A 25,586-nucleotide genomic window follows, 5' to 3' on the forward strand; every position below is an offset into this window, starting at 1 on the left:
TATCTCTGAATTACCTGATTTTTAAAGAACTTCTTAATTCGTTTTGCTTGTCGCTTTCGCTCTTAGCAAGCCGGCTATTCTAGCCACCTCAGCGAGTTGTGTCAATCAAATTTTTCAATTTATTTTTCACTTCTCAACTGCGTTTTTTCTCCTTCACAACCCTTGGCTGCGAAGTGAGGCGTATTCTACAGACTCCCTGCTCGCTTGCAACTGTTTTTTTAAACTTTTATGACAATATTTTCAGGTCACATTTAGATTCAACAACTTAGCTTATTTAAATAATACACTACTGCCTTTACTTGTAATTTCAGGTTGTTTCCAGGGACCGGTAATTTGATAGTTATAAGTCACGATATCTTCATTAATAAAAGAAATGTTTTTTGCCAGTATATAAGCTAGCACGCCTGTAACGGGATTTGCTAGACCTAAAAGTGTAGCAACCGTTGGCAAGGCGGCCCCCATTGCGGGCGTGACTTGCGCCTCCAAGTCAAAACTTTGCTCTTCAAGCCTAATTTGACCATTCATACCAACCTGAACACCTGGCGAAGATACATTAAATGCCAAAAGATCGACTTCTCCATTCGCAATATTTCCATTGGCTCTAATTTTGTCGTATTCCATTCCATCATTTGTCACATCTTTTAAATCTAACTTTAAACGACGAAGAAACGAGTCTACGCTTAACAAACCAATAATTCTGGCCAAACCCGGCTCAACTTGCTCTATAACACCATCGTTAAAACTCAACTCAAAATCACCTTCGATATTATTGAGCTGAAAGCAGGTTAATCCATTTGACCAAGTTAATTTGGTTTTAAAACCACCCTCTTTACCGGTAAAGCCTTGCTTGAATCCAATAAACTGGCTTAAATCCGCCACTCGCTTACTTTGTATGCTTAAGACCAACTCACTTGTGTTTAAGAGTTTATGCCAATAATAGTTGGCCACCCCTTCGCCAACTTGGTTGGCAAAGCTAAACTGGATATCAGAAAAGGTCCTCACTGATTGGCGGTCTTCAATTTTAAAAGATAAAGAATCAATCAATTTATCGGCCAACAGAATATGGCGCGCTCTTAACCTAATATCAGGCCAAAGCTCTGTTGATTCACCATCTGTTTTACAGACTTTAGACTGACTGTGACTTGCCTGGCTTTCCGTTTTAGGTGGTTTTATTTGAGCCTGATCAATCGAAATATCCACGCCACTGGCTTTTAGATAGTCAACCCGAGCCTGCAAGTATGGTGCTTGAAAATCGGCTTTGAGTTGTTGCGTAATGGGATCGGTCTGCCATGTTAGATTTAATTGATCGTAATCTTGATTTAAAAATCGAAGACGTGAGGCTTTAATTTGAGACGAAGCCCAAACCAGACCGGTCATGGGTTCAGCTGACTTCGGTTGGCTACTCAATAAAGCCGTTAATACAGGCATCATCGACATCCATGTATCGAGATCCACTTCATCTAATGCGGCATTAAGCTGAAGGCCTTTTTGATTTGAGCCAATAAGCTCTGGAGTACCCAAGTTAAAACTCGCAAATTCAAGAGCCGGTGCCTGATTGGGCTGAAAAATTATTTGACTGCGCATTCGTAATTGATCCGACAAACGAGACATTACCTTGACTCGTCCATCAAGTACTTCAACCTGAGTCTTCCAAGCTTGTGCATTAATTTGATTGGTTGCAAAGGGAGCCGGCCATCGACTCGTTACTGCCTCAGGATTTGCGTTAAGCTTCACTTCAACTGGCGTGGGCGTTTCAGTCTTATATGGCACATTGACCTGAACATCAAAAGGCAAAACACCTGCAAGGCCATATTCGTCCTTTAGGTGTGATTGGCCTTGAACATCCAAGGTTACACGTTTTTCTTCAGCGTTCGTATCAATGGCTAATCGTATATCCTCCGCGCCCAAACCCTTGGCTTGAATAGGCTGAGAGGTTAAGACACCTTGTTCATCAAACAAAAACTGGCCAGATAACTGACTGAAACTTAGTCGATTAAACAAACTTAAGGTCGCATTATCAAACCCCACTGTGCCAGCAAAGCGCGCATCCTGATCTTGGAACCCTTTTACTGGCACCCAAATTTGATCTAGCTCAACCACCCAATCGCCACTAGCTTGAACCTGGTTATCCAGGAAAGTTCGCATTCCCAGTTTATCCGCCAAAGGCGAAGCCAGTAAAAAATCGATGCCATTTTGCGCTGCTGTAGTAACGGTTCCTGTCACGTCCACCGCAATATCTGGCTGGTTAAGGTTGGCGATATTAACCTTAATATTTTCAGCTAAAGCATTATGAATAGTGGCATGAGCGGATGAAATATTTAGATTAAATGGGGTAAATTCTAGCTTTGCATCAAACTCATCTAAAGCTGGCCAATTTGGGTTAAAAATCAAGCGAGCATTATCCACTTGAGCCAACACTCTAAATTCGCCTGAATTATTATCAAACGGAAAGTCAGATAAATGACCTTTTAACCAAACGTCTGCCTCAACCTCATCACCACGAATTAAAGCCGTTGTTAACCAATTTTTTAACTTAGGCTTCATCAGTCCAAATGGCAACCAAGCGGATTTGACTTGCTCTAATGTTGAAGCCGTTGCATGTAAATTAAGATCAACAAATCCTTTAAAATCCCCTTGGGCCTGCAACGTAATAGGAAATTCATTCAACCACAACGCCTGTTCTTTCAACCACCAGGCCTGGTGGTTATTTTGATAATCAAGCACCAGGCCTGGTCCAAAATCTAGCAAGTAGTGCTGTTGCTCTGTATGTTGAGTGCTGAGTGCAATGGGCTGGGCAAAACTGAAACGTACTTGATCTTTATCATGCTTAACTTCAAACCCTTGCACTCCAATACTTAACGCAGAACTTTGCCATGAAAACGCATCGACCTTAGCATTCAACGATTCAAATCTCGCTTGTTTCAAATTAAAAGAGGCGTCGATATCTCGTAACTCAAACGTCTGTAAAGCATCCACATAGTCACCGGCAATCGAATGCAAAATGGGCTTAAATGGGATTAAAGATGCGCGTGCTAATTGCAAACGGATACGTTCATTTTGCTTAGTTAAAACAACCTCAGACCAATCCTGCACCGCGCTTTGGTCTAACCGCAAGTTAGATAACTTTGCCTGCATAAGATCGTTTTTTAGCGCAGTTTGATCCCAGCTTAACTGCGCCGAGGCCGACCGAGGTAAGCCTGTGCTAGTTTGGGCCCAGTTTAATTTTTCGAGATTTAAATTGATTAACAGGTTGCTGAGCTTGCGTTTTTTAACAGAGGCTGACACGTCAAGCTGAAATTCACCAGACGGCAAACGCTGAATAGTAGGTTGAATAGAAGGCCAAAAATGACTAAAAACATCAAAATTTAACCCGCTTGTCTGGCGCACACTAATGTCACCTGAAGATAACAAGCCGAAGACATCCTCCTCCAAACGTGCACGCACTTGAAAATGACTGGCTTGCGCTTTGTCTCCATAAACTAAATCAATATCCGCCAACGCACTCCAACGCTCTGCCCGACTGACTTGCAAGGATCCAATTTGAACCTCCGCATCCGGTTCAAACCCTATGTGCAAATCGGTAATATTGACACGTCGCCAAAACTTTGAAACTTGATAAAGCCAGGTTTCGACATCAAAGCCGCCGCTCACCTCATCCGTTTGAGCAAACTGAATCAAACCTTGTTGGATTTCAAGCCGCTCACCGTAAGGCAAACTTGGCCAAATCGGCGAGAGTATATGGTAATCAACCTGTAAGCTTTGCATATTTAATTGCATCGAAGGTTGATCAATATTCAGATTGGCAACTTGTAACTTAAAACCTGTCCAGGTTTGTTCGAGCTTGAGACGGTCGAAATTAATCTCGATGCCGCTCAATTTTTGAGTCACGCTGGCTACTTGATCCGGAGCCAACTGAACCCATGTAATAAGGGCGCGGGTGACCACAAAATAGATAGCCAACAAAAGAATTAAACCTTCCAGAAAAAGGCGTACCGACCTTAAAAACATGACTACATCATCACCACATCAAAATACTCAGGCGGGTAACTACTTTCTGCTTGAAAGCGAATCGTTTTGTTTAAGAAAGCCTCTAAAGAAGCGACCGCATCCGACTCCTCATCCATAATTCTAGCCACCACTGACTCGGCCGCAATAACTCGATACTTATCAGCATTGAACGATTTATCCATACGCGTGATCTCGCGAAAAATCTCGTAGGCAACCGTTTCAGCGGTGCGCACAACTCCTCGACCATTACACATAGGACACGGCTGGCAAAGAATGCGCTCCAAGCTTTCACGAGTGCGCTTTCTTGTCATTTCTATTAAACCTAAACGCGAAATTTCACTAATGGAAGTTTTAACCCGATCACGCGCCAAAGCCTTGCCTAAAGCTTCATAAACATGGGCTCGATGTTCTTTATCATCCATATCAATCAAGTCTAAAATGATTATGCCACCTAGGTTTCGTAAACGTAACTGGCGCGCAATCGCTTGAGTGGCCTCCAAGTTAGTACGGTAAATAGTTTCTTCTAAATTTTTATGTCCGACAAACCCGCCGGTATTGACATCAATTGTGGTCATCGCCTCAGTCTGATCAATAATTAAATAACCGCCAGACTTCAACATCACACGTTTTTCTAAGGCCGCTTGAATTTCATCTTCAATGTTGTAGAGATCAAAAATAGGACGATCACCTTTGTAGTGCCCAAGCTTATCCGTGACTTCTAATACATACATTTTGGCAAACGCCTGCATTTTTTGGAAAGTCTCCGCTGAATCCACTCGAATCTTTTCAATGCCCTCATTTGGAATATCACGCAAAATTCTTAAATAAAGTGGCAAATCCTCATAAATTAACTTGGGTTTTTTAGCCTGGGTTGATTTCGAAACGATCCCTTGCCACAGACGTTGCAAATAGGTTAAATCCGCGCGAATCTCATGAAAATCGGCCCCTTCGGCCACCGTACGCAAGATAAACCCGCCTTCTACTGCTTGGGTTTCTTGAATTTGACGAATGATTTCTTTTAAACGATCACGCTCTTCAGATTGATCGATTTTCTGCGACACCCCTAAAGTCGTTTCAGCAGGCATGTAGACCAACAAACGAGACGGCAAAGAAATTTGCATGGTAACGCGTGCGCCTTTGGTACCGAGCGGGTCTTTCACCACTTGTACCATGAGCTTTTGGCCTTCATAAAGTAACTTAGCAATATCCTCTGGGTCATTCGGTGCGCGCTGTTCGATCAAAGCTTGGGACAAATCCGACACGTGCAAAAAAGCGGCTCGGCCTAACCCGATATCAACAAACGCGGCCTGCATACCAGGCAAAACACGATCAACGCGCCCCCAATAAATATTACCGACCAAACCACGTTTTTTAGTGCGCTCTACCCACACCTCTTGCAGCACACCATTTTCCACCCAAGCTACGCGCGTTTCGTTGGGCGTGATATTGACCAGTACTTTTTCTTCATTACTCATTCGAATGTCTCATAGTAATGAGCCTGCTTTAGCAACTGACTCAATTCAAATAAGGGTAAACCCATAACCGCTGAATAACTGCCATCTATGCGCGTTATAAACTGTGCGCCCAAGCCTTGAATAGCATAGGCGCCGGCTTTATCCTGCGGCTCCCCGGTTTGCCAATAATCTCGCATTTCTTGCTCATCTATATCTCTCACGTGTACCCAAGTTCGATTCAGTGCGCAAAGTATTTCACCGTCATGAACCACGGCAACGGCGGATAACACCTCATGTTCGCGCCCAGATATCCTGCGCCACATACGCATTGCATCGGCTTGGTTTTTAGGCTTACCCAATACTAAGTGACCAACTTTAACTAGCGTATCGCCGCCAATAACCCAAATACGCGCACCCGCTAATTTATTGAAGCCATCTAAGGCTTTTTCAATCGCCATACGTTTAACAAAAGATTCAGCATCTTCATTCGGCAAGGCGACCTCTTCTACTGGGGCATTCACGGTTTCAAAACTTAGACCCAACTGACTTAACAACTCAGCTCGTCGTGGCGAGCCGGACGCCAAAAATAGAGGATTAGGCATTCACAACCTCCGGTTCAGGCAACACCAGGTCAAATACCTGTGCGACATGCAGCGCGCTCTTTTGACTTAAATCCGCTACCTGTGTGCGACAACTCACCCCCGTTGCCACAACCCAATCTTCCGCCTTTGCTTGAGCCAAAGCAGGGAGCAGCGCTTGTTCTGCGATCTTAACGGACAGATCATATTGTCGGTAACCAAAATCACCCGCCATACCACAGCATCCGCTTTGAATGGTTTCAACCACCAAGCCTGGTACTTGCAGTAATGCCTGTTCAACCTGCTCTGGTTTCGCCAAAGCTTTTTGGTGACAGTGCACGTGCAACCAAAGTTTTCGATTCACGCTCGCTAACTTAGGCAAGCGTTTTTGTGCCACCAAATCCACAATCAACTCTTCATATAAACGTACTTGTTTATAATCAAATGCATCGGCTGTTTTCGGCAATAAATCTTTTGCTTCATCACGCCAAGTAATAACTTCTGATGGCTCAATACCAATAATGTAATCGTCCAGTTCAACCTGATTCAACATTTGAATCAAACGTGCCAACTCTTCACTGGCCTGGTGCAATAATCCTTGGCTAATTAAGGTGCGGGGCGAAGCTTTCATAAACACGGGCTTAACATCAAAGCCCAGCTTTATGAGACTGCTTAATGTCGCTTTACCCACTTCCGGCTCTTGAAACTGGCTAAATAAATCACATAACACCCAAACCTTTTGACGCACATCGCCCTCACCCATTGGGTCCAATTGCTGATTGGTTAAACCTGTCCACCAATCCTGCAAACTAAATGACCCAGCATCCGGCAAGCGACGACGGCGATCCACACCCAGCGCCCGCTTTGACAAACCAAAGTTTTGCCACCATCTAAACCATTTCGGGTGGCGCACACCCCAACTCATCAACTTATACTGGCGCTTTAATGCCCAAGCAACGGATTTTTTAATCCCCAGTTGGTAAGTGACTTCGGCTTTTAAACGCGACAGGTCAACACTCGCCGGACACTCTGTTTTACAGGCTTTACATGATAAACAATGATCCAGGGCATCTTGTAACTCATGGCGACTTAACGCCTCTTTCGGATTCGGTTCAGTTAAGGCACGACGCAATAAATTACTCCGCCCTCGGGTCGAATAGGCTTCTTCGCGAGTCGCTTGGTAAGACGGACACATCAAGCCGTTTGATTTACGGCAAGTTCCAGCACCATTACATTTTTCAACCGCATCCATTAAGCTCATATCGGCTCGCCAATCAAAACCGGTTTCCAATTTTTGACTAGGTTGACGGTCTGCACGCTGGTTTTGTGTGATGGGCGAATCCCCCAGAATCACACCTGGATTAAATAGGCCTTTGGGGTCAAACGTTTGCTTGAGTGTTTGCCAAGCGGCATAAACCTCTTCACCCACTTGTTCTTTGAGATAGGGTGCACGAATTCGGCCATCACCATGTTCGGCCGACAAAGCACCTCGAAAGCTTTTGATCAGAGTTGAAAAACGTGCCGCCAACTTGGCAAACAATTCACGATCAGCGGGTTTAGCCAAATCCAACTCAGGCCGAATATGAATTAAGCCAACTGAAGCATGCCCGTAATAAACCGCATTTACATTAAATTCGGCCATCATCGCTTGCACCGCTTGATAATAGGTTGGCAAACTCGGCACCGGCACCGCCGCATCTTCAATAACCGCGACCGCTTTTTTGCGTGAACGTTTACCCATTAACAAACCCAAACCGGATTTACGCAATGACCAAACCTTTGATGCATCGTTCGGATCAATAATTGGGGCCGCATAAGCGCCCTGCTCTAACAACCAGGCCTGGCACTCGCTCAAACGCTTGGTCAAACTTGCTTTAGTTTGATAAAAAAACTCAATCACTAAAACGGCTTGCGGATCCGCTTGCAGCCAAAATCGATTGGCTTGCTGTGCAATATTCGTTTGTGTGGCATCTAACGTGGCTTTATCAATCAACTCAATCGCCGCTGGCTTAAAGCCTAACAGTCCTTCTACTTGATTTAAGGCTAGCTCAATCGAATCAAAGTGAGCACAAACTAACTGACGAAACTTCGGCCTTTCTACCAAGTTTAATGTCGCCGCTGTCACCGTACACAAAGTACCTTCACTACCACAAATTAAAGGCACCAAACTAAAAGGCTTGCCTTTTGAGTTAAAGGGTTGATGATCTCGCAACATCACATCCAGCGCATAACCCGTATTGCGTCGTACAATCGAAGAATCTGGCGATTGTGCCAAAATTTCAGTTTGGTGGGTTTCAAGCAACTGCATGGTTTCTCGATAAATCGCGCCCTCCAAATCGTTCTGTTGCATTTTTTGCCCTAGTTGATCTGCCGACAAATCTTCCAACACGACTTCCGAGCCATCAGCCAACACAACATCCAACGACACCACATGTTCACGAGTCGTGCCATAATAAATCGAGTAGGCCCCTGCCGAATTATTCCCCACCATGCCGCCAATCATGGCACGATTGGAAGTGGAGGTATCTGGCGCAAACATTAAACCATCCGCTTTCAAATAATCATTCAAATCGTCTTGAATCACGCCCGGTTCAACCTTGATTTGTTTTTGTTGTGGGCGATACTCAACAATTTGGTTCAAATGTTTAGAAACATCCACAATCACACCCGAGCCAATGGCCTGTCCCCCCAACGAAGTACCACCCGCTCGCAATGTAATTGGATAGTCTTGTTCGACCAAATCGCGAATACAGTTAACCAGTCCATGACGATCTTTCGGGGTCAGAACTCTAATCGGGTTAATTTCAAAAACAGAAGCATCTGTGGTGTATAACATGTTTTTCGTGGCTCCAAACTCAAGCAATTAAATATAGAGGCTATTCTACTGTAAACCCAAGTCCACGAGGACAAAGAATCCGTTTTGAACTCGCCAAAAAAAACCATCCACATGCTAAAATACGCGCTTAATTTTGAATAACACGCTGAACAACAAGGCCTAATGCACATGAAAACATCGCAATTCTTGCTCGCCACGACACGAGAAACGCCAGCCGAAGCCGAAATCATCAGTCATCAGTTGATGATTCGTGCAGGCTTAATCCGTCGCTTAGCCGGTGGCTTATACACTTGGCTACCTCTAGGCTTACGAGTGCTTAGAAAAGTAGAAAACATTATTCGCCAAGAGATGGATAAAGCGGGCGCGCAGGAAGTCTTGATGCCAGTGGTTCAGCCTGCCGAGCTGTGGGAAGAATCTGGCCGCTGGCAACAGTATGGGGCCGAATTATTACGCATTAACGATCGTCACAATCGTGAATTTTGTTTAGGCCCTACCCATGAAGAAGTCATTACAGATTTAATTCGTAAAGAAATCCGCAGCTATAAACAACTACCGGCTAACTTTTATCAAATTCAAACCAAGTTCCGTGATGAAATTCGTCCACGTTTTGGTGTAATGCGTTCGCGTGAATTCATTATGAAGGATGCCTACTCTTTTCACATAGATCGTGACAGCCTTGAGGCCACCTATCAGGTCATGTATGACACTTACCATCGTATTTTTAGCCGCATGGGACTTAACTTCCGCGCGGTTCAAGCCGACACAGGATCAATCGGTGGTGATGGTTCGCATGAGTTTCATGTATTAGCTGATTCTGGTGAAGATGCGATTGCTTTCTCAACTCAAAGCGACTTCGCAGCGAATGTTGAGTTAGCGGAAGCTGTCACACCGAGTGGTGAACGCCCTATTCCGTCTCAAGACTTAAAGGAGGTCGCGACTCCGAACAGCCATACTATTGAAGAAGTGTGTGCATTTTTAAATCTACCACCCACTCAAACCGTCAAAACCCTATTAGTTGAAGGGTCAGATGACGCCAATCCTGTGGTGGCTCTGGTATTACGCGGTGACCATGAGGTCAACGATATTAAGGTCGAAAAACTTGCCCAAGTAGCCTCACCCATGACCTTTGTGAGCGCAGACCAAATTAAACAAGTTGCGGGTTGTGATGCAGGTTCAATTGGTCCAATTGGCTTAAACATTCCTGTCATTGTGGATCGTGCCGCAGCCCATTTAAGTGACTTTGTATGTGGCGCAAATAAAACCGGTTACCATTTAACCGGTGCAAACTGGGAACGTGACGCAACACCAAGCTTGATTGCCGATATTCGCAATGTGGTTGAGGGTGATCCAAGTCCAGATGGCGAAGGATTAATTCAGATTCGTCGCGGTATTGAAGTCGGTCACATTTTCCAACTAGGTGATAAGTATTCAAGCGCACTCAATGCAAGTGTACTTAACGAAAACAGCCGCGCCCAAACCTTAGAAATGGGATGTTATGGTATTGGTGTCACGCGTGTAGTGGCGGCGGCGATTGAACAAAATCATGATGAGAAAGGCGTGATTTGGCCAGATTCCTTGGCGCCCTTCCAGGTCTGCATCGTCCCCATGCAAATGCATAAATCCCCGCGTGTTAAAGAAGTGGTTGAACAACTTTATCAAGACTTAAACGCTAAAGGCATTGAGGTATTGCTGGATGACCGAAATGAACGGCCTGGTGTCATGTTTAATGACATGGAGCTGATTGGTATTCCGCATCGTATTGTGGTGGGTGAACGTGGTTTGGATGAAGGTATGATTGAATACAAACATCGTCGCGATGAAAGCAGCCAGAATATTGCGCAAGCCGATTTCATGGCGTTTTTAATGGATAAGTTAGTCGGATAAAAGTCATATTGGTCTAAGTTCAAATTTTATTTAGAGCTTAGACCTCCTACACACTTGAGCTAAACCGGCTCTTTCTCTAAAGCCAACTGATCGGTCGCCCTCTGCAAAGCCTCTCCAGCTTCTAAACCCTGATGCATTAAATCATAAGCTAACAATAAACGCTCATCTAAAAAGCGAGTTTCAAAATCCCTTAACAACGTTTGCCAGGATAAACGATCCGCTTCCGTCTCAGGGGTATGTACCAACATTTTAGCTAACAAACTTAGCGCCAATACCTGCTCGTTACGTGACTCTTGTGACTGGTGAAACCGTTTAAAACCGGCGATTAAAGATAAAACACGTTGTTGTTGATCCTGATCCACTTCACTCAGTAAATCTTCCAAGCCATGATTCAGCGCTTCCCAACTCGCTTCATCCGATTGCACCCCGCCGGTGAGTTCTTCTACCGCCAAATTAAGCGCAAAACTGGCTTGCTGATAATCCGCCGGTTGAAAAGACATACTTGAACCAGTTTGGTTAAAATCGAATTCACGTAACTCCGAATCCGACATGGATTGGTTGGCTGCAGCCTCATTCAGCATAACCAAACGATGATGTGCTAATAGTTGATCACTGGTAACTTGGGCAATATGACAACCACATAAAACTAGGCCGTCACGCTCTTGCAGATGCACCACTTCAACACTATCCAACTCATACATTTCTGAGGTATCTTCGGCTTTTACGCGGAGCGCGAGCACTTGGCCTGGCATAAATAAATCCGGATCATTTACCCAAAAGCTTAAGCCGGTTAAATTAACATCCCACCCCTCAAAAGCCAGCTCAAAGTGTTCATCCTGATAATCGGTGACTAAAAATTGGCGGGCGAATCGAGAGGATTGTCGCTGTTCTGACATAGGGTGCCTTTGTAAAATGGATAACTTAAAAATCAGATGCTACTGAATAATTTGGCCATTCTAGTCCTTTTGAGTAGAAAATCCCAGCGCTTCACATTCAGACTGTGGAATCCAACCAATGCAGCTTCGCACCTTCATTGATTGGACATTGCGTACAATCGGCATGACAGTCACAATTCCCCACAGGATCTGTAATCCACTCCAACCAATCACAGAAGGCTGGCGTGACCACCATTGATTATTTACCCCAAAATGGCGCGTTTTAAATATTAAATGGATCGCTAAACGCCAATACTTTAAACCATAGCGCCATTGAGTTTTTAACACAGACATTATTTAATCTCCAAACTAAACAAGGCATCATTTTCTTTAAACACAGTTGTTCCTTGCGTCACAATGCTTTTCACCTCGCCGGCAACCGGCGCTTTTACCTGAAAGTAATCCGACCAGGCCTGGTGCATTTCCAGTTCGGCTTGTGCTTTATTTAATGCACTTTGCGCCAACTCAAAATCGGTTTTAGCCCGCTCATACGGACGACGCGCAATGACAGTGCGATCATACAAATCTTGTGTTTGATCAAACTCAATTTGCATATCAGCTAAAGCGGTTTCTCGATAAGCGACTTCGGCCTTTAAGACTTTTAACTTGGCTTGATAACGGCGATCGTCAATTTTTAAAACCAGTTGCCCGGCTTTCACTTTTTGCCCAGTTTTCACCATAACTTGAGTCACTTGTCCGGATACCAAAGCACCGACTTTTACCTCGGCTGCGTGAACACTCATGGCCAAAGATGAAGTGGCCAACACTAGTAAAATACGTTTAATCATGTCATTACTCCGATTCGATGACTACTGGCTGATTGAGCGTGGTTTCAGATAAAGTATTCTGCCCGGTTAAGGCCTGCATTTTTGCCCACAATAAAGCTCGTTTTAAATCAAAAGCCAAGGCATCGTAATGTGCCTGAGAAATTCTGACCATCGCATCGCCTAAATCAGTTTGCAGCTCATTTTCATAAATGGCGCGCTTGTAATCTATATTGTAATCTGCAAAAGTTTGACCCGCTTCCACCGCTTGCTTTTCAACTTCTAACAAGCTTAATTGAAAATAAAGATTGGTAACCTGATCACGAACCTGTTGCTGAGTTTGATAAAGATTCGCTTGCACTTCTTGGCGCTGAGCCCGCTCACGATCGATACGTGAGCGGGTTAAACCACTATCATACAGAGGCACATTAAGCGAAACCTCGGCATGATAATGCCCTTCCCTGACATCTGGGTAACTCGACAATTGCCCAACCCAAGCATCGGCGCGAATTTCAGGACGCTTACCAGCGCGTGCACTCTCAAGTCGGTAACCACTGGCCTCATAGGCCTGCTTTAATGCCAATATTTGTGGGTTGTCATCCATTGCTAAGGCTAAGTAGTCTTCCACTTTTAACAGCTTTTCCGGTAACTTTGATAAATCGGGCAAACTGACTCGTGAAACAATCGCCTCAGAACGCCCCATTGCATTGGCCAATAGCATCCGAGAGCGGCGTAAATCGGCCTGGGCCTGTTGGCGTTTTACAAATACTTTTTGATATTGTTCTTCTGCCGCGTATAAATTTACATCCGACTCACGACCCAGCTCATAGTTTTCTTGAATCTTGTCTAAGGTAACGTACGCAATCGCCATGGCTTCATTTTCAACACGATAGTTTAAATCAGCCAACAGCACATTAAAGTAAGCTTGCATTAAATCCAAGCGATACTGTGTTTCAATCGCCTCTAACTGATATTGATTGGCTTTTGTGTCAAACAACCAGGCCTGGTCTTGATTCGCACTACGACCAAAATCATATAAAGGCAAACCCATATGCAAGGCCGCCATATTATAGTCTTGGTCTTCACCCAAAAACTCGCGTTTACCTAACCGGGCTTGCAAATCGAATTGCACACGATCCTGTGCGTTAACTTCCGCTTGCTGGGCTTGCGCTTGCAGCAAACGAGCTTTCTGCTTCAGTACTTGCGGGCTCATGGTCGCTGGCAAATCCAATACATAGTCCAGAGTTAAAGGCGTCGGTAACGGCTCAGGTTGAGCGTAACTCGCACCACACAAACTCAGAAAGACTAGGCTCAAAATATTAATGCGCTGCATAGTCGACTCGCTATTTTTGTGCTTGTGCACGTTTGTAGCGTGTAAATGGCATATTTTTATATTCGCCACTGATTACAAACTCGCCCCACATTAAGAATTCTTCTTTAGTAGTGGTAGGCCCAGTGTAGCGCGCCATGACCTTTCCATCGTTATCAAACATAATCATCACTGGCGTAGCGCGCACACGGTATTTTTTTTCAGCCATTTCTTGACCGGAGGCAAACTCTGTACCGTCAAAATCCACAACTGGACTCGCGCCTTCTATATCAAACCGATAGGCCTTGAAGTGTTGATTAAAATACTCAACTACATCTGGTTCAATCAAAATAGTTTCTTTCATACGGTGGCAGAAAGGGCAGTCATCCATTTCAAAAAAAACGAAAACACCTAATTTACCTTCATCGCGTGCCATCGCGGCCTCTTCTTCAAAGTTACCAAAACTCTGGTCAAAAAACTCTGCGGCCCAGCTAGGAGCCGATAGCCCACCTAACAAAAATACCAAACTTAATGCAAAAACCTTCATGCCTCTCTCCCTAAAGTTTATCTACTGAGGCCTCAATCCGTCTTTTATTGCGGGTTTTTAGCCTCATATTCTTTTATGAATGCTTCTAATGTTTCTTGATCAACCATACCTGCCCGACCTGCCACAATATGTCCACTCGGCGCCACCATATACGTACTAGGCAAGCCTCGCAAAGGACCAAAAGGGGTTTTGTTGGCGTTCAAATCAATATCTTTAAACCGAACAATTGGAAAAGTCACCATTAATTCTTCGGTAAAATTATTAATTTTTTCAACCGGGATATTTTCATAGTTCACCCCTAAAACAATGGCGCCATCGTCTTTATATTTTTCATGAAAAAAGGTTAAGTCCGGCATTTCTTTAATACAAGGGGGACACCAAGTTGCCCAAATATTCACCACAACCCACTGCCCTTTAAAGTCAGACAGATTGACACTTTTACCTTCTAAATCAACAAATTCAATATCGTTTGGTTCAGCCTGCGCCATAGTGGTCAACAAACTCAACGCTATCATAAATAAAAAACCCATAACTCCGGTGTTGTTTTTACGACAATCCATATTTCTTCCCTTATTAATTTTTGCTTAATTTTGGTTATTTGAGGTTATTAAAACCGATTTAACGAGCCAACACGTCTTTGACAAATGGCAAAGTCAAGCGGCGTTTTTCAGCAAGGGTTGCCTGCTCTAGTACGCCTAACACAACCAGCAGTTCCTCTAAATTGTGCGAAAACCGTTTAAGCAAAAAGTTTCCAACCTCAATAGGTAAGTCAAAGCCTTTATATAAGGCATGACGCTGCAAAGCTAACACCAACTCTCTTGAGCCTTGTAAAGCAGACAAGTGAACAGGCATGATCGACAACAACTCTCTTCTTAATTCATCACTAACCACTGGCCAATCAATCAAATCAAGCGACCCCGTTAATAACACTCGATGCCCTAGCACACGCGATTTTGCTAAAAAATTAGCGAGCGAGCGTTCCCAAGCTACTTGACCAATAATCTTATCCACATCATCCAGACAAACTAAATCGGTAATTTCCAACCCATTCAATACATCAGGGATCAAAGGCAAGGCCGTATTGGACAAAGGGAAATACACACTCTGTCGTTGTTTTTGAGTATAAAATCGACAGGCCGCCTGTAATAAGTGGGTTTTTCCTACGCCGCTTGCGCCATAAAAATAATAACAACCGGCAAAACGTGCATTATCAGGTTGTTGTAAATGACTTAACACGAGGGCGATCGATTCTTGTTCGGCCACAAACGTTTCAAAACTCGCGTCATCACGCAGGTTTATTTTAAGCGGTAGCTGTACCGACATCGTTTTGTGGCTCATGGTTCAAACTGCCCTCTCAACTCACTGCTAAAAATCGATTCTTCTATTAAACGCAAGTTGGGGACTTCTTCCATCAACTTCACGACATTCGAATAACGCCCTTGATAAAAAATATCAAAGCGCACTTGCTCACCATCTACCTCTACTAAATTCACCTCATTTAGAGCGGGGCGAAGTTGTTTTAAAAACTTCTCCATTTCAATCAGTGCATCATATGAAGGTACAGCCTCGATCGTCAGTCCCATCAAGCCGTAACTGTCGGCTCCTTCTCGATAAGGGCGCGAATATAGTTCAAGCAAGCTGTCAAATGCGCCTTGTAACAAGCTTAAAAAGCTTTCGCCGGTCTCATCCGATTGTAAAACACGCTCACCTGTTTCACGTTCGTACAAAGACCAAACCAAGCTAGACACCTCGCCAATCACATCCGCTTTAAACACCAAAACATAATCGGCTCCGGCTGAACTGGCCATCGCAAGCAGCTCATTATTTAATTGATCACGCGCAACCAAACGTTCAGGATTAATGTTTTTAAATTCGGCCTGTTTTTCAGGTTCAGTCATAAACAAAGCCAGCAGATTGGCATAGTCTCGATAGTCTAAATCGACTCGATACTGCAAACTTTCATCACTCAAATTTACTTGCAAACCCTGCTGTTCCCACTGCCCAATCAACAGGGTTTTAGGGCGTTCACTTAATGGCCAAATTTGAATCGCATCACGCTGAAAATCTCGCAACAAGCGGTTCTGATCAAACTGCACGACTAGCTTTTGACCCACGACCACGCCATCAACTTCACGATTTTCAACCTGGTAACTTTTTACCCATTGACGTGCTTTTTCGATGTAAGTATCGGCTTTCGCATGGTTTAACGCCGCTTCACCGCCGACAACCCGAACTAATAAATCGCGCATCGACGACGTTAATAAATCATTTAGCTGGCTTGAGTGATATTTTTCGACCGGTTTCTCAACCACAAACAGATTCAAGTCAGACTGAGCTTGAACGCTTTGTGTCGCAAAAAAAATGCTCAATATTATTGGAATTAGAAAAGTTCTCATACCCGCCTCGGTGATTTTTAGTTACAATATCATAATATTTTTTAAACCCTGGGGCTTGGTTGTTTTCAATCGAACCCCTAATCAATCTAAGAACTGATCCGAATCCTTATGACAAGCAAACCTTCCTTAAGCTACAAAGACGCTGGTGTTGACATTGATGCTGGCGATGCACTCGTTGATGCCATTAAACCGATTGCCAAAGCCACTCGCCGCCCAGAAGTCATGGCGTCGTTAGGCGGCTTTGGCGCGCTATTTGAGCTTCCTATCAACAAATATAAAAACCCAGTATTGGTCTCCGGCACCGATGGTGTTGGCACCAAGTTACGTTTGGCGATTGATAGCGGTAAACACGACCAAGTCGGCATCGACCTAGTCGCTATGTGCGTGAACGACTTGATTGTTCAAGGAGCCGAACCGCTATTTTTCCTAGATTACTATGCCACTGGCAAACTTGATTTATATGTCGCTAAAGACGTAATCCAAGGCATTGGCGAAGGTTGTCAACAAGCCGGATGTGCACTGATCGGCGGCGAAACCGCTGAGATGCCTGGCATGTATCCGGTGGGGGATTATGACCTAGCTGGTTTTTGCGTTGGTATTGTCGAAAAAGAAGATTTAATTGATGGTTCAGCGGTCAAAAGTGGTGACGTTCTAATTGGTTTAGCGTCTTCTGGCCCGCACTCAAACGGCTATTCGTTAATTCGCAAAATTATCGAAGTCAGCGGCGAAAACTTAAATACAGATTTGAACGGCCAACCCTTAATTGATGCTTTAATGGCGCCTACGCGTATTTATGTTAAACCGCTTCTTGAGCTAATGAAGCAAGTCAAGGTACACGCGCTATCGCATATTACCGGTGGTGGCTTGGTTGAAAACATTCCGCGTGTTTTACCTGACCACACCTGTGCGAAAATTCACACTCAATCTTGGCAAAGACCAGCCGTATTCGACTGGTTACAAGAAGCTGGTAATGTTGAATATGTCGAAATGCATCGCACATTCAACTGTGGCATCGGCATGGTGATTGCCGTCGACTCGAAGGATCAAGATAAAGCATTGGAATTACTTGCTCAACTAGGCGAAACCGCTCAAGTGATTGGTGAGATTGTTTCCAGTGACCAAACTGAACCTCATGTTCAGTTAATTGTCGATTAATTGTTATTCAACGCCGAGTTCCCCGCTCGGCGCTAAGGTTAAGCATGCAACAAAGTCCGCTTCGCGTTGTGGTTTTAATATCAGGTAACGGTTCCAACCTACAAGCCCTGATTGACCGACAAGACCAAGCTGATTGTGCTTATGAAATCGTCAAAGTCATCTCAAACAAAGCCGAAGCGTATGGTTTAGAACGCGCCAAGCAACGACAGATTAAAACCGATATTGTGCCCCACCAAAATTTTCAAAACCGTGAAGATTTTGAGCGCGCGTTAATCCACTCGATTGATCAAGCACAACCAGGCCTGGTGGTCTTGGCTGGCTTTATGCGAATCCTAACGCCTGTATTCACCCAGCACTACCTTGGTCACATGTTGAATATTCACCCTTCTTTACTGCCCAAGTACCCGGGTTTAAACACCCACCAACGTGCGCTGGAAGCCGGTGATAAAGAGCACGGACTCAGCATTCACTTTGTCACCGACGAGCTGGATGGCGGGCCGGTGGTTTTGCAAGCTCGTACCGAAATTGAGACACATGACTCAGTTGAAAGCTTAAAATCAAAAATACACCAGTTAGAACATCAAGCTTATCCATTGGTGGTCAATCTATTTGCCCAAGGCAAGCTAGGCTATCAAAACCACCAGGCCTGGTGGTCTGGCGAAGCTTTAAGCACTCCACTACAAATGGAAGCCTTATAATATGCTCAAGCTGGGAGGTGTGTTTGTATCCTTGATTCTGCTTGGCTTGAGCTTATCAACACCAGTCCAAGCCAGCCCCAGCCAAAACTTTAATGCTGAGTTTGCCGTGCGCTTGATGGGATTCAATGTCGGCCTAGTCCAACAAAAAATGCGTTGCCAAGCCGATACTTGCACCTTAAGCAGCGAAGCCGAGCCGCCTTGGTGGGCCAAACGTTTTATCAACGAATCCACCTATGAAATCAGCAAAATACGAACGGCAAACAACCAGTTTCGCTGGCTCAGCTATCATAAAGATCTAACCCGACGACACGATGATCATACACAGAAAATCCAGATTGACCTGATCGCCAATCTGCAAGACAATCGCATCGTTTTCCCGCAGAAAGATCTTAGCTGGCCTGGCTCGCCTTATGCCTACGACATCATGTCGATTGCTTACGCTTTACAGTTTTACAGCTTACGCGGCGAACCGACTCCACCGCTCGTTTTGCAAGAAGAAAAACAGCAATCGCTGGTTAAATTCGATGTGGCAAATCAAGCGACCAAAACGCATCTTAATTATAAAAGCAATCTTAAAGCGCGCTATTATGAGTGGACAACCGACACTCAAGAAATTAAAGTTTGGCTGATTGAAGACTTAAACTTTTTCCCTGGCCGCATTGAAATAAATAATATCGAACCTAAACGCCACGTGGTTTTAGTGCTAGATGAACCACCTCATTTCCCATAGAACTCAAACTAAGAATCGAAGCTATGAAACTCAGTGATAAAGATATTTCCGCCGCATTAAAATCCGGTCGTATTGTGATCGAACCTGAACCGGATGCCAGAAAAATTAAAGGCATCAGCGTTGACTTGAGACTCGACAACCGTTTTCGAGTTTTTAACGATCATACCGCGCCTTATATCGACTTAAGTGGCCCAAGCGAAGAAGTTCAAACCCTACTCGACAAGGTGATGGGCAATGAAATCGTCATTGAACAAAACCAAGCCTTCTTCCTACATCCTGGTGAATTGGCATTAGCCTCAACATTGGAGTCCATTACCGTTCCCGACGACTTGGTGGGCTGGCTAGACGGCCGATCAAGTTTAGCGCGCCTTGGTTTAATGGTTCATGTCACCGCTCATCGAATTGATCCAGGCTGGCAAGGTCAAATTGTATTGGAAATTTTTAACAGCGGAAAATTGCCATTAGCTTTACGCCCGGGCATGGATATTTGTGCGATTAACTTCGAAACCCTATCTAGTCCCGCTGATAAGCCGTATAACAAACGCAAAGATGCAAAATACCGCAATCAGTCTGGCCCGACCTCCAGCCGTATTAACCAAGATCAAACCGACGAACGTCAGCTCGCTTTGCTCGACTAAACACCTATCAATCACAGCAAACCAACCAAGCACCAGGCCTGGTGCTTGGTTCATACACCAATTCCTGATAAAATCAGTCAAGTATTTAAATAACAGGATTAATAACAGCTATGGGTTTATTCAATCAACTCTTTGGTGACGGCCTAAACGACCAACTGAAAAACCAAATTCACTCGATTTTCGAGCAAACCAACCTGCCCTTAACACAACAAAACCTAGCCAACACAAAACTCGTGTCGGAGCTTAATTATAAAAATAAGTTATTAAGCTTCAGGCTTAACTGGCCATTTGCCGCTCAAAGTTTACATAATCAGTTTGATAGCGAACTTACGCAAAAATTAACTGCGCTGGAGGGGATTGATCAAGTCAAGATTCAACATATCACCGACATCAAAGCCCATCAAACCCAACCTAATGTAAACACCTTGGCAGGCATTAAAAACATTATCGCTATCGCTTCTGGCAAAGGAGGGGTTGGCAAATCGACCACCAGCGTAAACCTTGCCTTAGCGCTTCAGCAAGAAGGCGCAAACGTCGGCATCTTAGACGCCGATATTTATGGCCCAAGTGTTCCGACTTTATTAAATTTATCTGGCAAACCCAGCACATTGGATGGCAAAAGCATGCAGCCCATGCGAGCTTACGATTTACAGGCCATGTCAATCGGTTGTTTAATTGAAGAAGATACACCGATGATTTGGCGTGGCCCAATTGTTACCCAAACCCTCACCCAGCTTTTAAAAGAAACTGATTGGCAAGACTTAGATTTTTTAATTATTGATTTACCACCAGGAACCGGTGATGTGCAATTAACCCTCGCCCAACAAATCCCGGTTACGGGCGCTGTTATTGTGACTACCCCCCAAGATCTGGCATTACTGGATGCCAAGAAAGCGGTCAAAATGTTTGAAAAGGTCAATATCCCGATATTGGGTGTGATTGAAAACATGAGCACGCACATTTGTAGTCAATGCGGTCATGAAGAAGCCATTTTTGGCGAGCACGGCGGTGAAACCTTAGCTCAAGACTATAAGATTGCGTTTTTGGGCGCTATGCCATTGAGCATGAGCATTCGCGAACAAGCGGACGCCGGTCGTCCTACGGTTGTCGCCGAACCGGATGGTGTATTGGCGCAAAAGTATCGTCAAATGGCACATAAAATTGGCGCAGGTATCGCTGAATCTAAACGCAATTATGCGTCAGCCTTCCCCAATATTGTGATTGAAAACACTTAATCTGGTTGGCGAGGGTCGCGCGTTGGTCGTAAATGCCAACGATAAACCGCCGTCACAATGTTACCCTGACCTTCATAGGTCAGGTTCGAACATAAGGATCGAGTCAATAAAATGCCGCGCCCTGAAAAAACCGATTGGCTCGGATTTAAAGATTCACCAAACGACGCATAATCAAACCCATCCCCGCTGTCTTCGATTCGAATCGTTAATTCGCCTTCAAAATCACCCAATGGTTCATGGCTTAACTGCACATCAATAAAACCATCATTTAACTTACTTATTGCGCGCTCGCGTTTATTTAAGAATTGTAAAAATCCGTCTGGCCCCTGCTTTAAAGACGAGTCTAGCTTAAGCAAACCATGTTCTAACGAATTGGTGTACAGCTCATCTAAAACAATAAAAAGGCGTTCTTTATGGCTTGGAATAGGCTGAACATGCATAATCATGTCCACTAAGCCCTCCATCGGATGGGCCATTTGTTTCAGTGCCAAGTGATCAAACCGAAAGTTCAAACGCCAACGGGATGCCTTGGCAAGATGGCTCAATGAATCAATATAATTAAAATTAAGAATCGGCCCAGTTTGCAGCTCTGCAATGCTGGCATCATCATCGGTAAAACAGTCATGACAGAAGTCACCCACGCCTTTAATTAAAGCCTTAATTCCCTGTTTACCGGCATTCAGCAATGCTTGTTCTACTCGCTGGTTACCAAACATTTGGCCCTGTGGGTTACGCGATTCGGTCACCCCATCGGTCAGCATATAAAACACCTCATCACCGCTCAAATCCACCATTTGAGGATACAAGTCCAAGCGTTTACTGTTTACAACACCCAGCGGCAAATTACGCGAACTAAAACGTGTTAACGCCCCCTGCTTGATCATCAATACATCGGGCATTCCGCAATTGTAGATACGGGCTTTCTTTTGCTCGGGTGATACCTGCAAAATCGCACAGCCAAAAAATAAGTGGGCCGGCAAAATATTGTATAACTTGGTATTAATTTCACTAATAATCTCCGGCACACTGCGAGCTTTTGAGACCATACCGTTAAACATTTCGGCGACAGGAATAACCCCAATGGCCGCACTTAAACCATGCCCCGTAAAATCCCCCAATAACACCAGCACATCACCCGAAGGTTGTACCTTTGCCAGCAACAGATCGCCATTAAAAATCGATGCCGCTGAAATGTAACTATCGAACCCTGCAATTCGTTGGGACGATGGGCGCAGAAATTTCTCATAAATTCGCTCTGCATCTTTGTGTTCTTGTTCAAGCGTGTGGTGAAGGTGATAAATTTGATCGCTGGTTGATTTCAACGCCACATATAAACTGCGAATTCGCAATAAAGATTGGACCTTAGCCATTAAGACCTTTTCTGAAAAAGGAAACTGCAAAAAACCATCCGCTTTTTTTGCGACTGCATGCTCTAGAAGAGTTTGTTCATCTTGATCACTTGCCAGTAAAACCGGCACAAATGCACTGTGTACATCACACACCTTTTTCACGCGTTCTATCAAGTCATTACGGTTGTTCGAACAAATAGTGAGATCGATAATAATAAGACTGGGCGGCATGCTTTGCACCGCGTTGATAATGTCTTCGTTTCGATCCACATGCTGAACTTCGAATCCCTGTTGTGCCAGAATACGCTCATAAAATGCAAAGCGCTCCGCACTCGGATCTGCAATTAAAATACGATTAGATAAGGGTTGTAAGCTAGTAAAAGGTGGGGTCATCGGATGGTAAACAACTGGTGAAATTGGGCAATCTGTAAAATCATAGCGACATCATCATTCGCATTAACTAATTCAATATCGGTGCTTTCACCGGCTTTTTCGCGTAAAAGTAACAACATACCTAAAGCCGAACTATCCATAAATGTGGCCATCGAAAGATCAATTTGGAATTGCTTAGCCCGCCCTATAAACTCAGCGTAAGCTTGATTAAAGGCTTCATAGCTCGCAATGTCGAAACGGCCTTTAATATACAAGATGGCTGTATTTCCCACCAACTGACCTTCAACTGACATGAAATAAAACTCCGATCTAATCCACAAAAGGATACGAAAAACTTACCCAATAATAAACCATTGACCCGTGTATATCCAACTCTTTTATAGTGGCCGAATAACAATCAAAAAAAGTCCGAACGCGGCTTTATTAAGCTCAATTATCCTTAGTCAGACGGCACTAAAGCCGTTATAATATCAGGCTTTCAAACTGCAATAAGATGGATGCCTTTATGACCTCGGTCAGAAAAATATTAATCACCAGCGCGCTCCCCTATGCCAACGGCCCAATACACCTTGGACACCTTGTTGAATACATACAAACTGATATTTGGTCACGTTTTCAAAAACAGCGTGGTCACAATTGCATTTACGTGTGCGCGGATGATGCGCACGGCACGCCGATTATGTTACGTGCCCAGTCAGAAGGTATTACACCTGAAGCCTTGATTGCGCGTGTATCACAAGAACATCAACAAGATTTTGCCGGTTTTAATATTGCGTTTGATCAATATCACAGCACCCACTCAGAAGAAAACCGTCATTATTCGAGCTATATTTATAACCTGCTCAAAGCCAACAACCACATCAGTCGCAAAACCATCAAACAGTTTTACGACCCAGAAAAAAACATGTTTTTGCCGGATCGATTCATTAAAGGCACCTGCCCTAAATGTGGCACGCACGATCAATACGGTGACAACTGTGAAGCCTGTGGTGCGACTTACGCGCCCACCGAGTTGGTTGATCCTAAGTCGGTCATTTCTGGCGCCACACCGATTCAAAAAGACTCAGAGCATCTGTTTTTTGAATTAGCCCATTTTGAGGCCATGCTAAAAGAATGGACGCAAGGCGGCCACTTACAAAGCCAAATCTCAAATAAGCTAAATGAATGGTTTGAATCCGGTCTACAAAACTGGGACATCAGTCGTGATGCGCCCTACTTTGGTTTTGAAATTCCCGGTGAAGATAATAAGTTTTTCTATGTTTGGTTAGATGCGCCGATTGGTTACCTCGCCTCTTTCAAAAAATACTGTGACGAACACGAACTAGATTTTGACGAATACTGGCGTGAAGACAGCCAAACCGAGCTCTATCACTTCATTGGTAAAGACATCGTTTATTTCCATGCCTTGTTTTTCCCAGCGATGTTAACGGGCGCAGGTTTTAGAAAACCCAATGCGATTTTTGCCCACGGCTTCCTTACGGTAGATGGCGCCAAGATGTCAAAATCACGTGGCACCTTCATCATGGCCAGCACCTATCTCAAACACCTGGAACCGGAGTATTTACGTTATTACTTCGCCACCAAGTTGAATAGCCGCATTGACGATCTAGACTTAAACCTAGACGACTTTGTGCAGCGGGTTAACTCAGACTTAATCGGCAAAGTCGTTAATATCGCCAGCCGTTGTGCTGGGTTTGTTACCAAACGTTTTGATGGCAAACTCAACCAGGCCTGGTCACCTGAAGCACAAGCCTTGTTCCGACAATTTGCGGATAAAGCCGAGCCGATTGCCGAGCTTTACGAAAAGCGTGAATATGCTCAAGCGATGCGTGACATTATGGCGCTGGCCGACAAAGCCAATGAATACATTGCTGAAACCGCTCCTTGGGTACTGGCTAAGCAAGAAGGCAAAGACGCCGAGTTGCATGAATCTGTCAGTGTCGGTTTAAACCTATTCCGTAGCTTAATGATTTACTTGGCACCGGTTTTACCGGAAACCAGTATCAAAGCCCGCGAGTTCTTCAATGAAACTGACTGGTCATGGTCGAAAGCCAAAACACCTTTAATGAACCATGAAATTCAAACTTATAAAGCGCTTTTAACTCGCTTAGATATGGCACAGGTAGAAAAAATGTTAGAAGATTCAAAACAAACCTTACAAGCAAGTCAACCAGCGAAAACCGAGCCAGCTGCCTCGGCCGAGGCCAAACAATTTGACCCAATTGCGCCAGAAATCACGATTGACGACTTTGCTAAACTTGATTTACGCATTGCTAAAATCGTTAATGCCGAAGCCGTGCCAGAAGCCAATAAGTTATTAAAACTCACTTTAGATATCGGTTTAGGCGAACGCCAAGTATTTGCTGGCATCAAATCGGCCTATGAACCAGAACAGCTAATTGGTAAGCTAACTGTAATGGTCGCCAATCTCGCCCCACGTAAAATGCGTTTTGGTTTATCCGAAGGCATGGTTCTAGCGGCTGGGCCAGGAGGAAAAGATTTATTTATCCTCAACCCAGACGACGGCGCGCAACCTGGTATGCGAGTAAAATAGTTTTTTAATTAACCACGAAGGGCAGGAAGTTCACGAAGCAAGCAAAAAGTTTTAAAAGCAGATGATTGTATGTCAAAAATCTTCGTGTGCTTCGTGGTTTAAAAAATTGAGTTTTCTCTAACA

General features: G+C 44.3%; 21 protein-coding genes. 7 read left to right on the plus strand and 14 right to left on the minus strand.

Features of this window, described 5'->3' with window-relative positions:
- Nucleotides 1–270 precede the first annotated feature (270 nt).
- Genes VIM91_RS08685 through VIM91_RS08700 form a run of 4 tightly spaced genes read right to left on the minus strand, consistent with a single transcriptional unit; the run spans nt 271 to nt 8,876 of the window.
- On the minus strand, nt 271–3,963 hold the full coding sequence (locus tag VIM91_RS08685) for a YhdP family protein (RefSeq protein WP_331864427.1): 3,693 nt from the start codon (nt 3,961–3,963) through the stop codon (nt 271–273).
- A 47-nt stretch (nt 3,964–4,010) separates the two neighbouring features.
- The gene (gene rng / locus VIM91_RS08690; protein WP_331864428.1) at nt 4,011–5,483 is read right to left on the minus strand and encodes a ribonuclease G; all 1,473 of its coding nucleotides are present in this window, start codon (nt 5,481–5,483) and stop codon (nt 4,011–4,013) included.
- Nucleotides 5,480–6,064, minus strand: coding sequence for a Maf family protein (locus tag VIM91_RS08695; protein WP_331864429.1), 585 nt, complete (start codon nt 6,062–6,064; stop codon nt 5,480–5,482). Before VIM91_RS08695 ends, rng begins: the two co-directional genes overlap by 4 nt.
- Nucleotides 6,057–8,876 carry an FAD-binding and (Fe-S)-binding domain-containing protein gene (locus tag VIM91_RS08700; protein WP_331864430.1) on the minus strand — a complete coding sequence of 940 codons (2,820 nt, stop codon included), beginning with the start codon at nt 8,874–8,876 and terminating at the stop codon, nt 6,057–6,059. Before VIM91_RS08700 ends, VIM91_RS08695 begins: the two co-directional genes overlap by 8 nt.
- Before the next feature lie 168 nt (nt 8,877–9,044).
- Here VIM91_RS08700 and VIM91_RS08705 point away from each other — a divergent pair, with 168 nt between their 5' ends.
- On the plus strand, nt 9,045–10,760 hold the full coding sequence (locus VIM91_RS08705; protein ID WP_331864431.1) for a proline--tRNA ligase: 1,716 nt from the start codon (nt 9,045–9,047) through the stop codon (nt 10,758–10,760).
- A 59-nt stretch (nt 10,761–10,819) separates the two neighbouring features.
- Here VIM91_RS08705 and VIM91_RS08710 read toward each other — a convergent pair whose 3' ends face one another.
- The 8 genes from VIM91_RS08710 to VIM91_RS08745 are packed head-to-tail and all read right to left on the minus strand — an operon-like array spanning nt 10,820 to nt 16,711.
- Complete coding sequence (locus VIM91_RS08710; RefSeq protein ID WP_331864432.1) at nt 10,820–11,656, minus strand: PilZ domain-containing protein; 837 nt, start codon at nt 11,654–11,656, stop codon at nt 10,820–10,822.
- Between the two features lie 60 nt (nt 11,657–11,716).
- Nucleotides 11,717–11,989, minus strand: coding sequence for a hypothetical protein (locus VIM91_RS08715; protein ID WP_331864433.1), 273 nt, complete (start codon nt 11,987–11,989; stop codon nt 11,717–11,719).
- On the minus strand, nt 11,989–12,483 hold the full coding sequence (locus VIM91_RS08720; RefSeq protein WP_331864434.1) for an efflux RND transporter periplasmic adaptor subunit: 495 nt from the start codon (nt 12,481–12,483) through the stop codon (nt 11,989–11,991). Before VIM91_RS08720 ends, VIM91_RS08715 begins: the two co-directional genes overlap by 1 nt.
- Nucleotides 12,484–12,487: 4 nt before the next feature.
- Nucleotides 12,488–13,792: a TolC family protein gene (locus VIM91_RS08725; protein WP_331864435.1), complete on the minus strand. Its 1,305-nt coding sequence runs from the start codon at nt 13,790–13,792 to the stop codon at nt 12,488–12,490.
- A gap of 10 nt (nt 13,793–13,802) precedes the next feature.
- The gene (locus VIM91_RS08730) at nt 13,803–14,315 is read right to left on the minus strand and encodes a thioredoxin family protein (protein ID WP_331864436.1); all 513 of its coding nucleotides are present in this window, start codon (nt 14,313–14,315) and stop codon (nt 13,803–13,805) included.
- Nucleotides 14,316–14,359: 44 nt separating this feature from the next.
- A complete protein-coding gene (locus VIM91_RS08735; RefSeq protein WP_331864437.1) occupies nt 14,360–14,875 on the minus strand; it encodes a TlpA disulfide reductase family protein in 516 nt (171 codons plus the stop codon).
- A 58-nt stretch (nt 14,876–14,933) separates the two neighbouring features.
- Entirely contained in the window at nt 14,934–15,653 is a 720-nt protein-coding gene (locus tag VIM91_RS08740) for an HdaA/DnaA family protein (RefSeq protein ID WP_331864438.1), read from the minus strand.
- Nucleotides 15,650–16,711: a DUF2066 domain-containing protein gene (locus VIM91_RS08745; RefSeq protein WP_331864439.1), complete on the minus strand. Its 1,062-nt coding sequence runs from the start codon at nt 16,709–16,711 to the stop codon at nt 15,650–15,652. Before VIM91_RS08745 ends, VIM91_RS08740 begins: the two co-directional genes overlap by 4 nt.
- A 108-nt stretch (nt 16,712–16,819) precedes the next feature.
- On the opposite strand from VIM91_RS08745, the gene purM reads away from it, so the two are divergent.
- From purM to apbC, 5 genes are all read left to right on the plus strand, one after another.
- A complete protein-coding gene (gene purM / locus VIM91_RS08750) occupies nt 16,820–17,866 on the plus strand; it encodes a phosphoribosylformylglycinamidine cyclo-ligase (RefSeq protein ID WP_331864440.1) in 1,047 nt (348 codons plus the stop codon).
- A gap of 44 nt (nt 17,867–17,910) precedes the next feature.
- Complete coding sequence (gene purN, locus VIM91_RS08755; protein WP_331864441.1) at nt 17,911–18,564, plus strand: phosphoribosylglycinamide formyltransferase; 654 nt, start codon at nt 17,911–17,913, stop codon at nt 18,562–18,564.
- A gap of 1 nt (nt 18,565) precedes the next feature.
- Complete coding sequence (locus VIM91_RS08760; protein WP_331864442.1) at nt 18,566–19,294, plus strand: DUF3108 domain-containing protein; 729 nt, start codon at nt 18,566–18,568, stop codon at nt 19,292–19,294.
- A gap of 23 nt (nt 19,295–19,317) precedes the next feature.
- A complete protein-coding gene (gene dcd / locus VIM91_RS08765; protein WP_331864443.1) occupies nt 19,318–19,932 on the plus strand; it encodes a dCTP deaminase in 615 nt (204 codons plus the stop codon).
- Between the two features lie 110 nt (nt 19,933–20,042).
- Complete coding sequence (gene apbC / locus VIM91_RS08770) at nt 20,043–21,167, plus strand: iron-sulfur cluster carrier protein ApbC (protein WP_331864444.1); 1,125 nt, start codon at nt 20,043–20,045, stop codon at nt 21,165–21,167.
- Here the strand turns inward: apbC and VIM91_RS08775 are convergent.
- Together VIM91_RS08775 and VIM91_RS08780 are read right to left on the minus strand one after the other, a co-directional pair.
- Entirely contained in the window at nt 21,164–22,909 is a 1,746-nt protein-coding gene (locus VIM91_RS08775; protein WP_331864445.1) for an ATP-binding SpoIIE family protein phosphatase, read from the minus strand. The two genes, apbC and VIM91_RS08775, sit on opposite strands and share 4 nt — an antisense overlap.
- Nucleotides 22,906–23,202 carry an STAS domain-containing protein gene (locus tag VIM91_RS08780; protein WP_331864446.1) on the minus strand — a complete coding sequence of 99 codons (297 nt, stop codon included), beginning with the start codon at nt 23,200–23,202 and terminating at the stop codon, nt 22,906–22,908. The genes VIM91_RS08775 and VIM91_RS08780 overlap by 4 nt, the downstream gene beginning before the upstream one ends.
- A 212-nt stretch (nt 23,203–23,414) precedes the next feature.
- On the opposite strand from VIM91_RS08780, the gene metG reads away from it, so the two are divergent.
- The gene (gene metG / locus VIM91_RS08785; RefSeq protein WP_331864447.1) at nt 23,415–25,463 is read left to right on the plus strand and encodes a methionine--tRNA ligase; all 2,049 of its coding nucleotides are present in this window, start codon (nt 23,415–23,417) and stop codon (nt 25,461–25,463) included.
- Nucleotides 25,464–25,586 lie beyond the last annotated feature (123 nt).

The sequence above is a fragment of the Thiomicrospira sp. genome (assembly GCF_036568485.1).
In the GTDB taxonomy this organism is placed as follows: domain Bacteria; phylum Pseudomonadota; class Gammaproteobacteria; order Thiomicrospirales; family Thiomicrospiraceae; genus Thiomicrospira.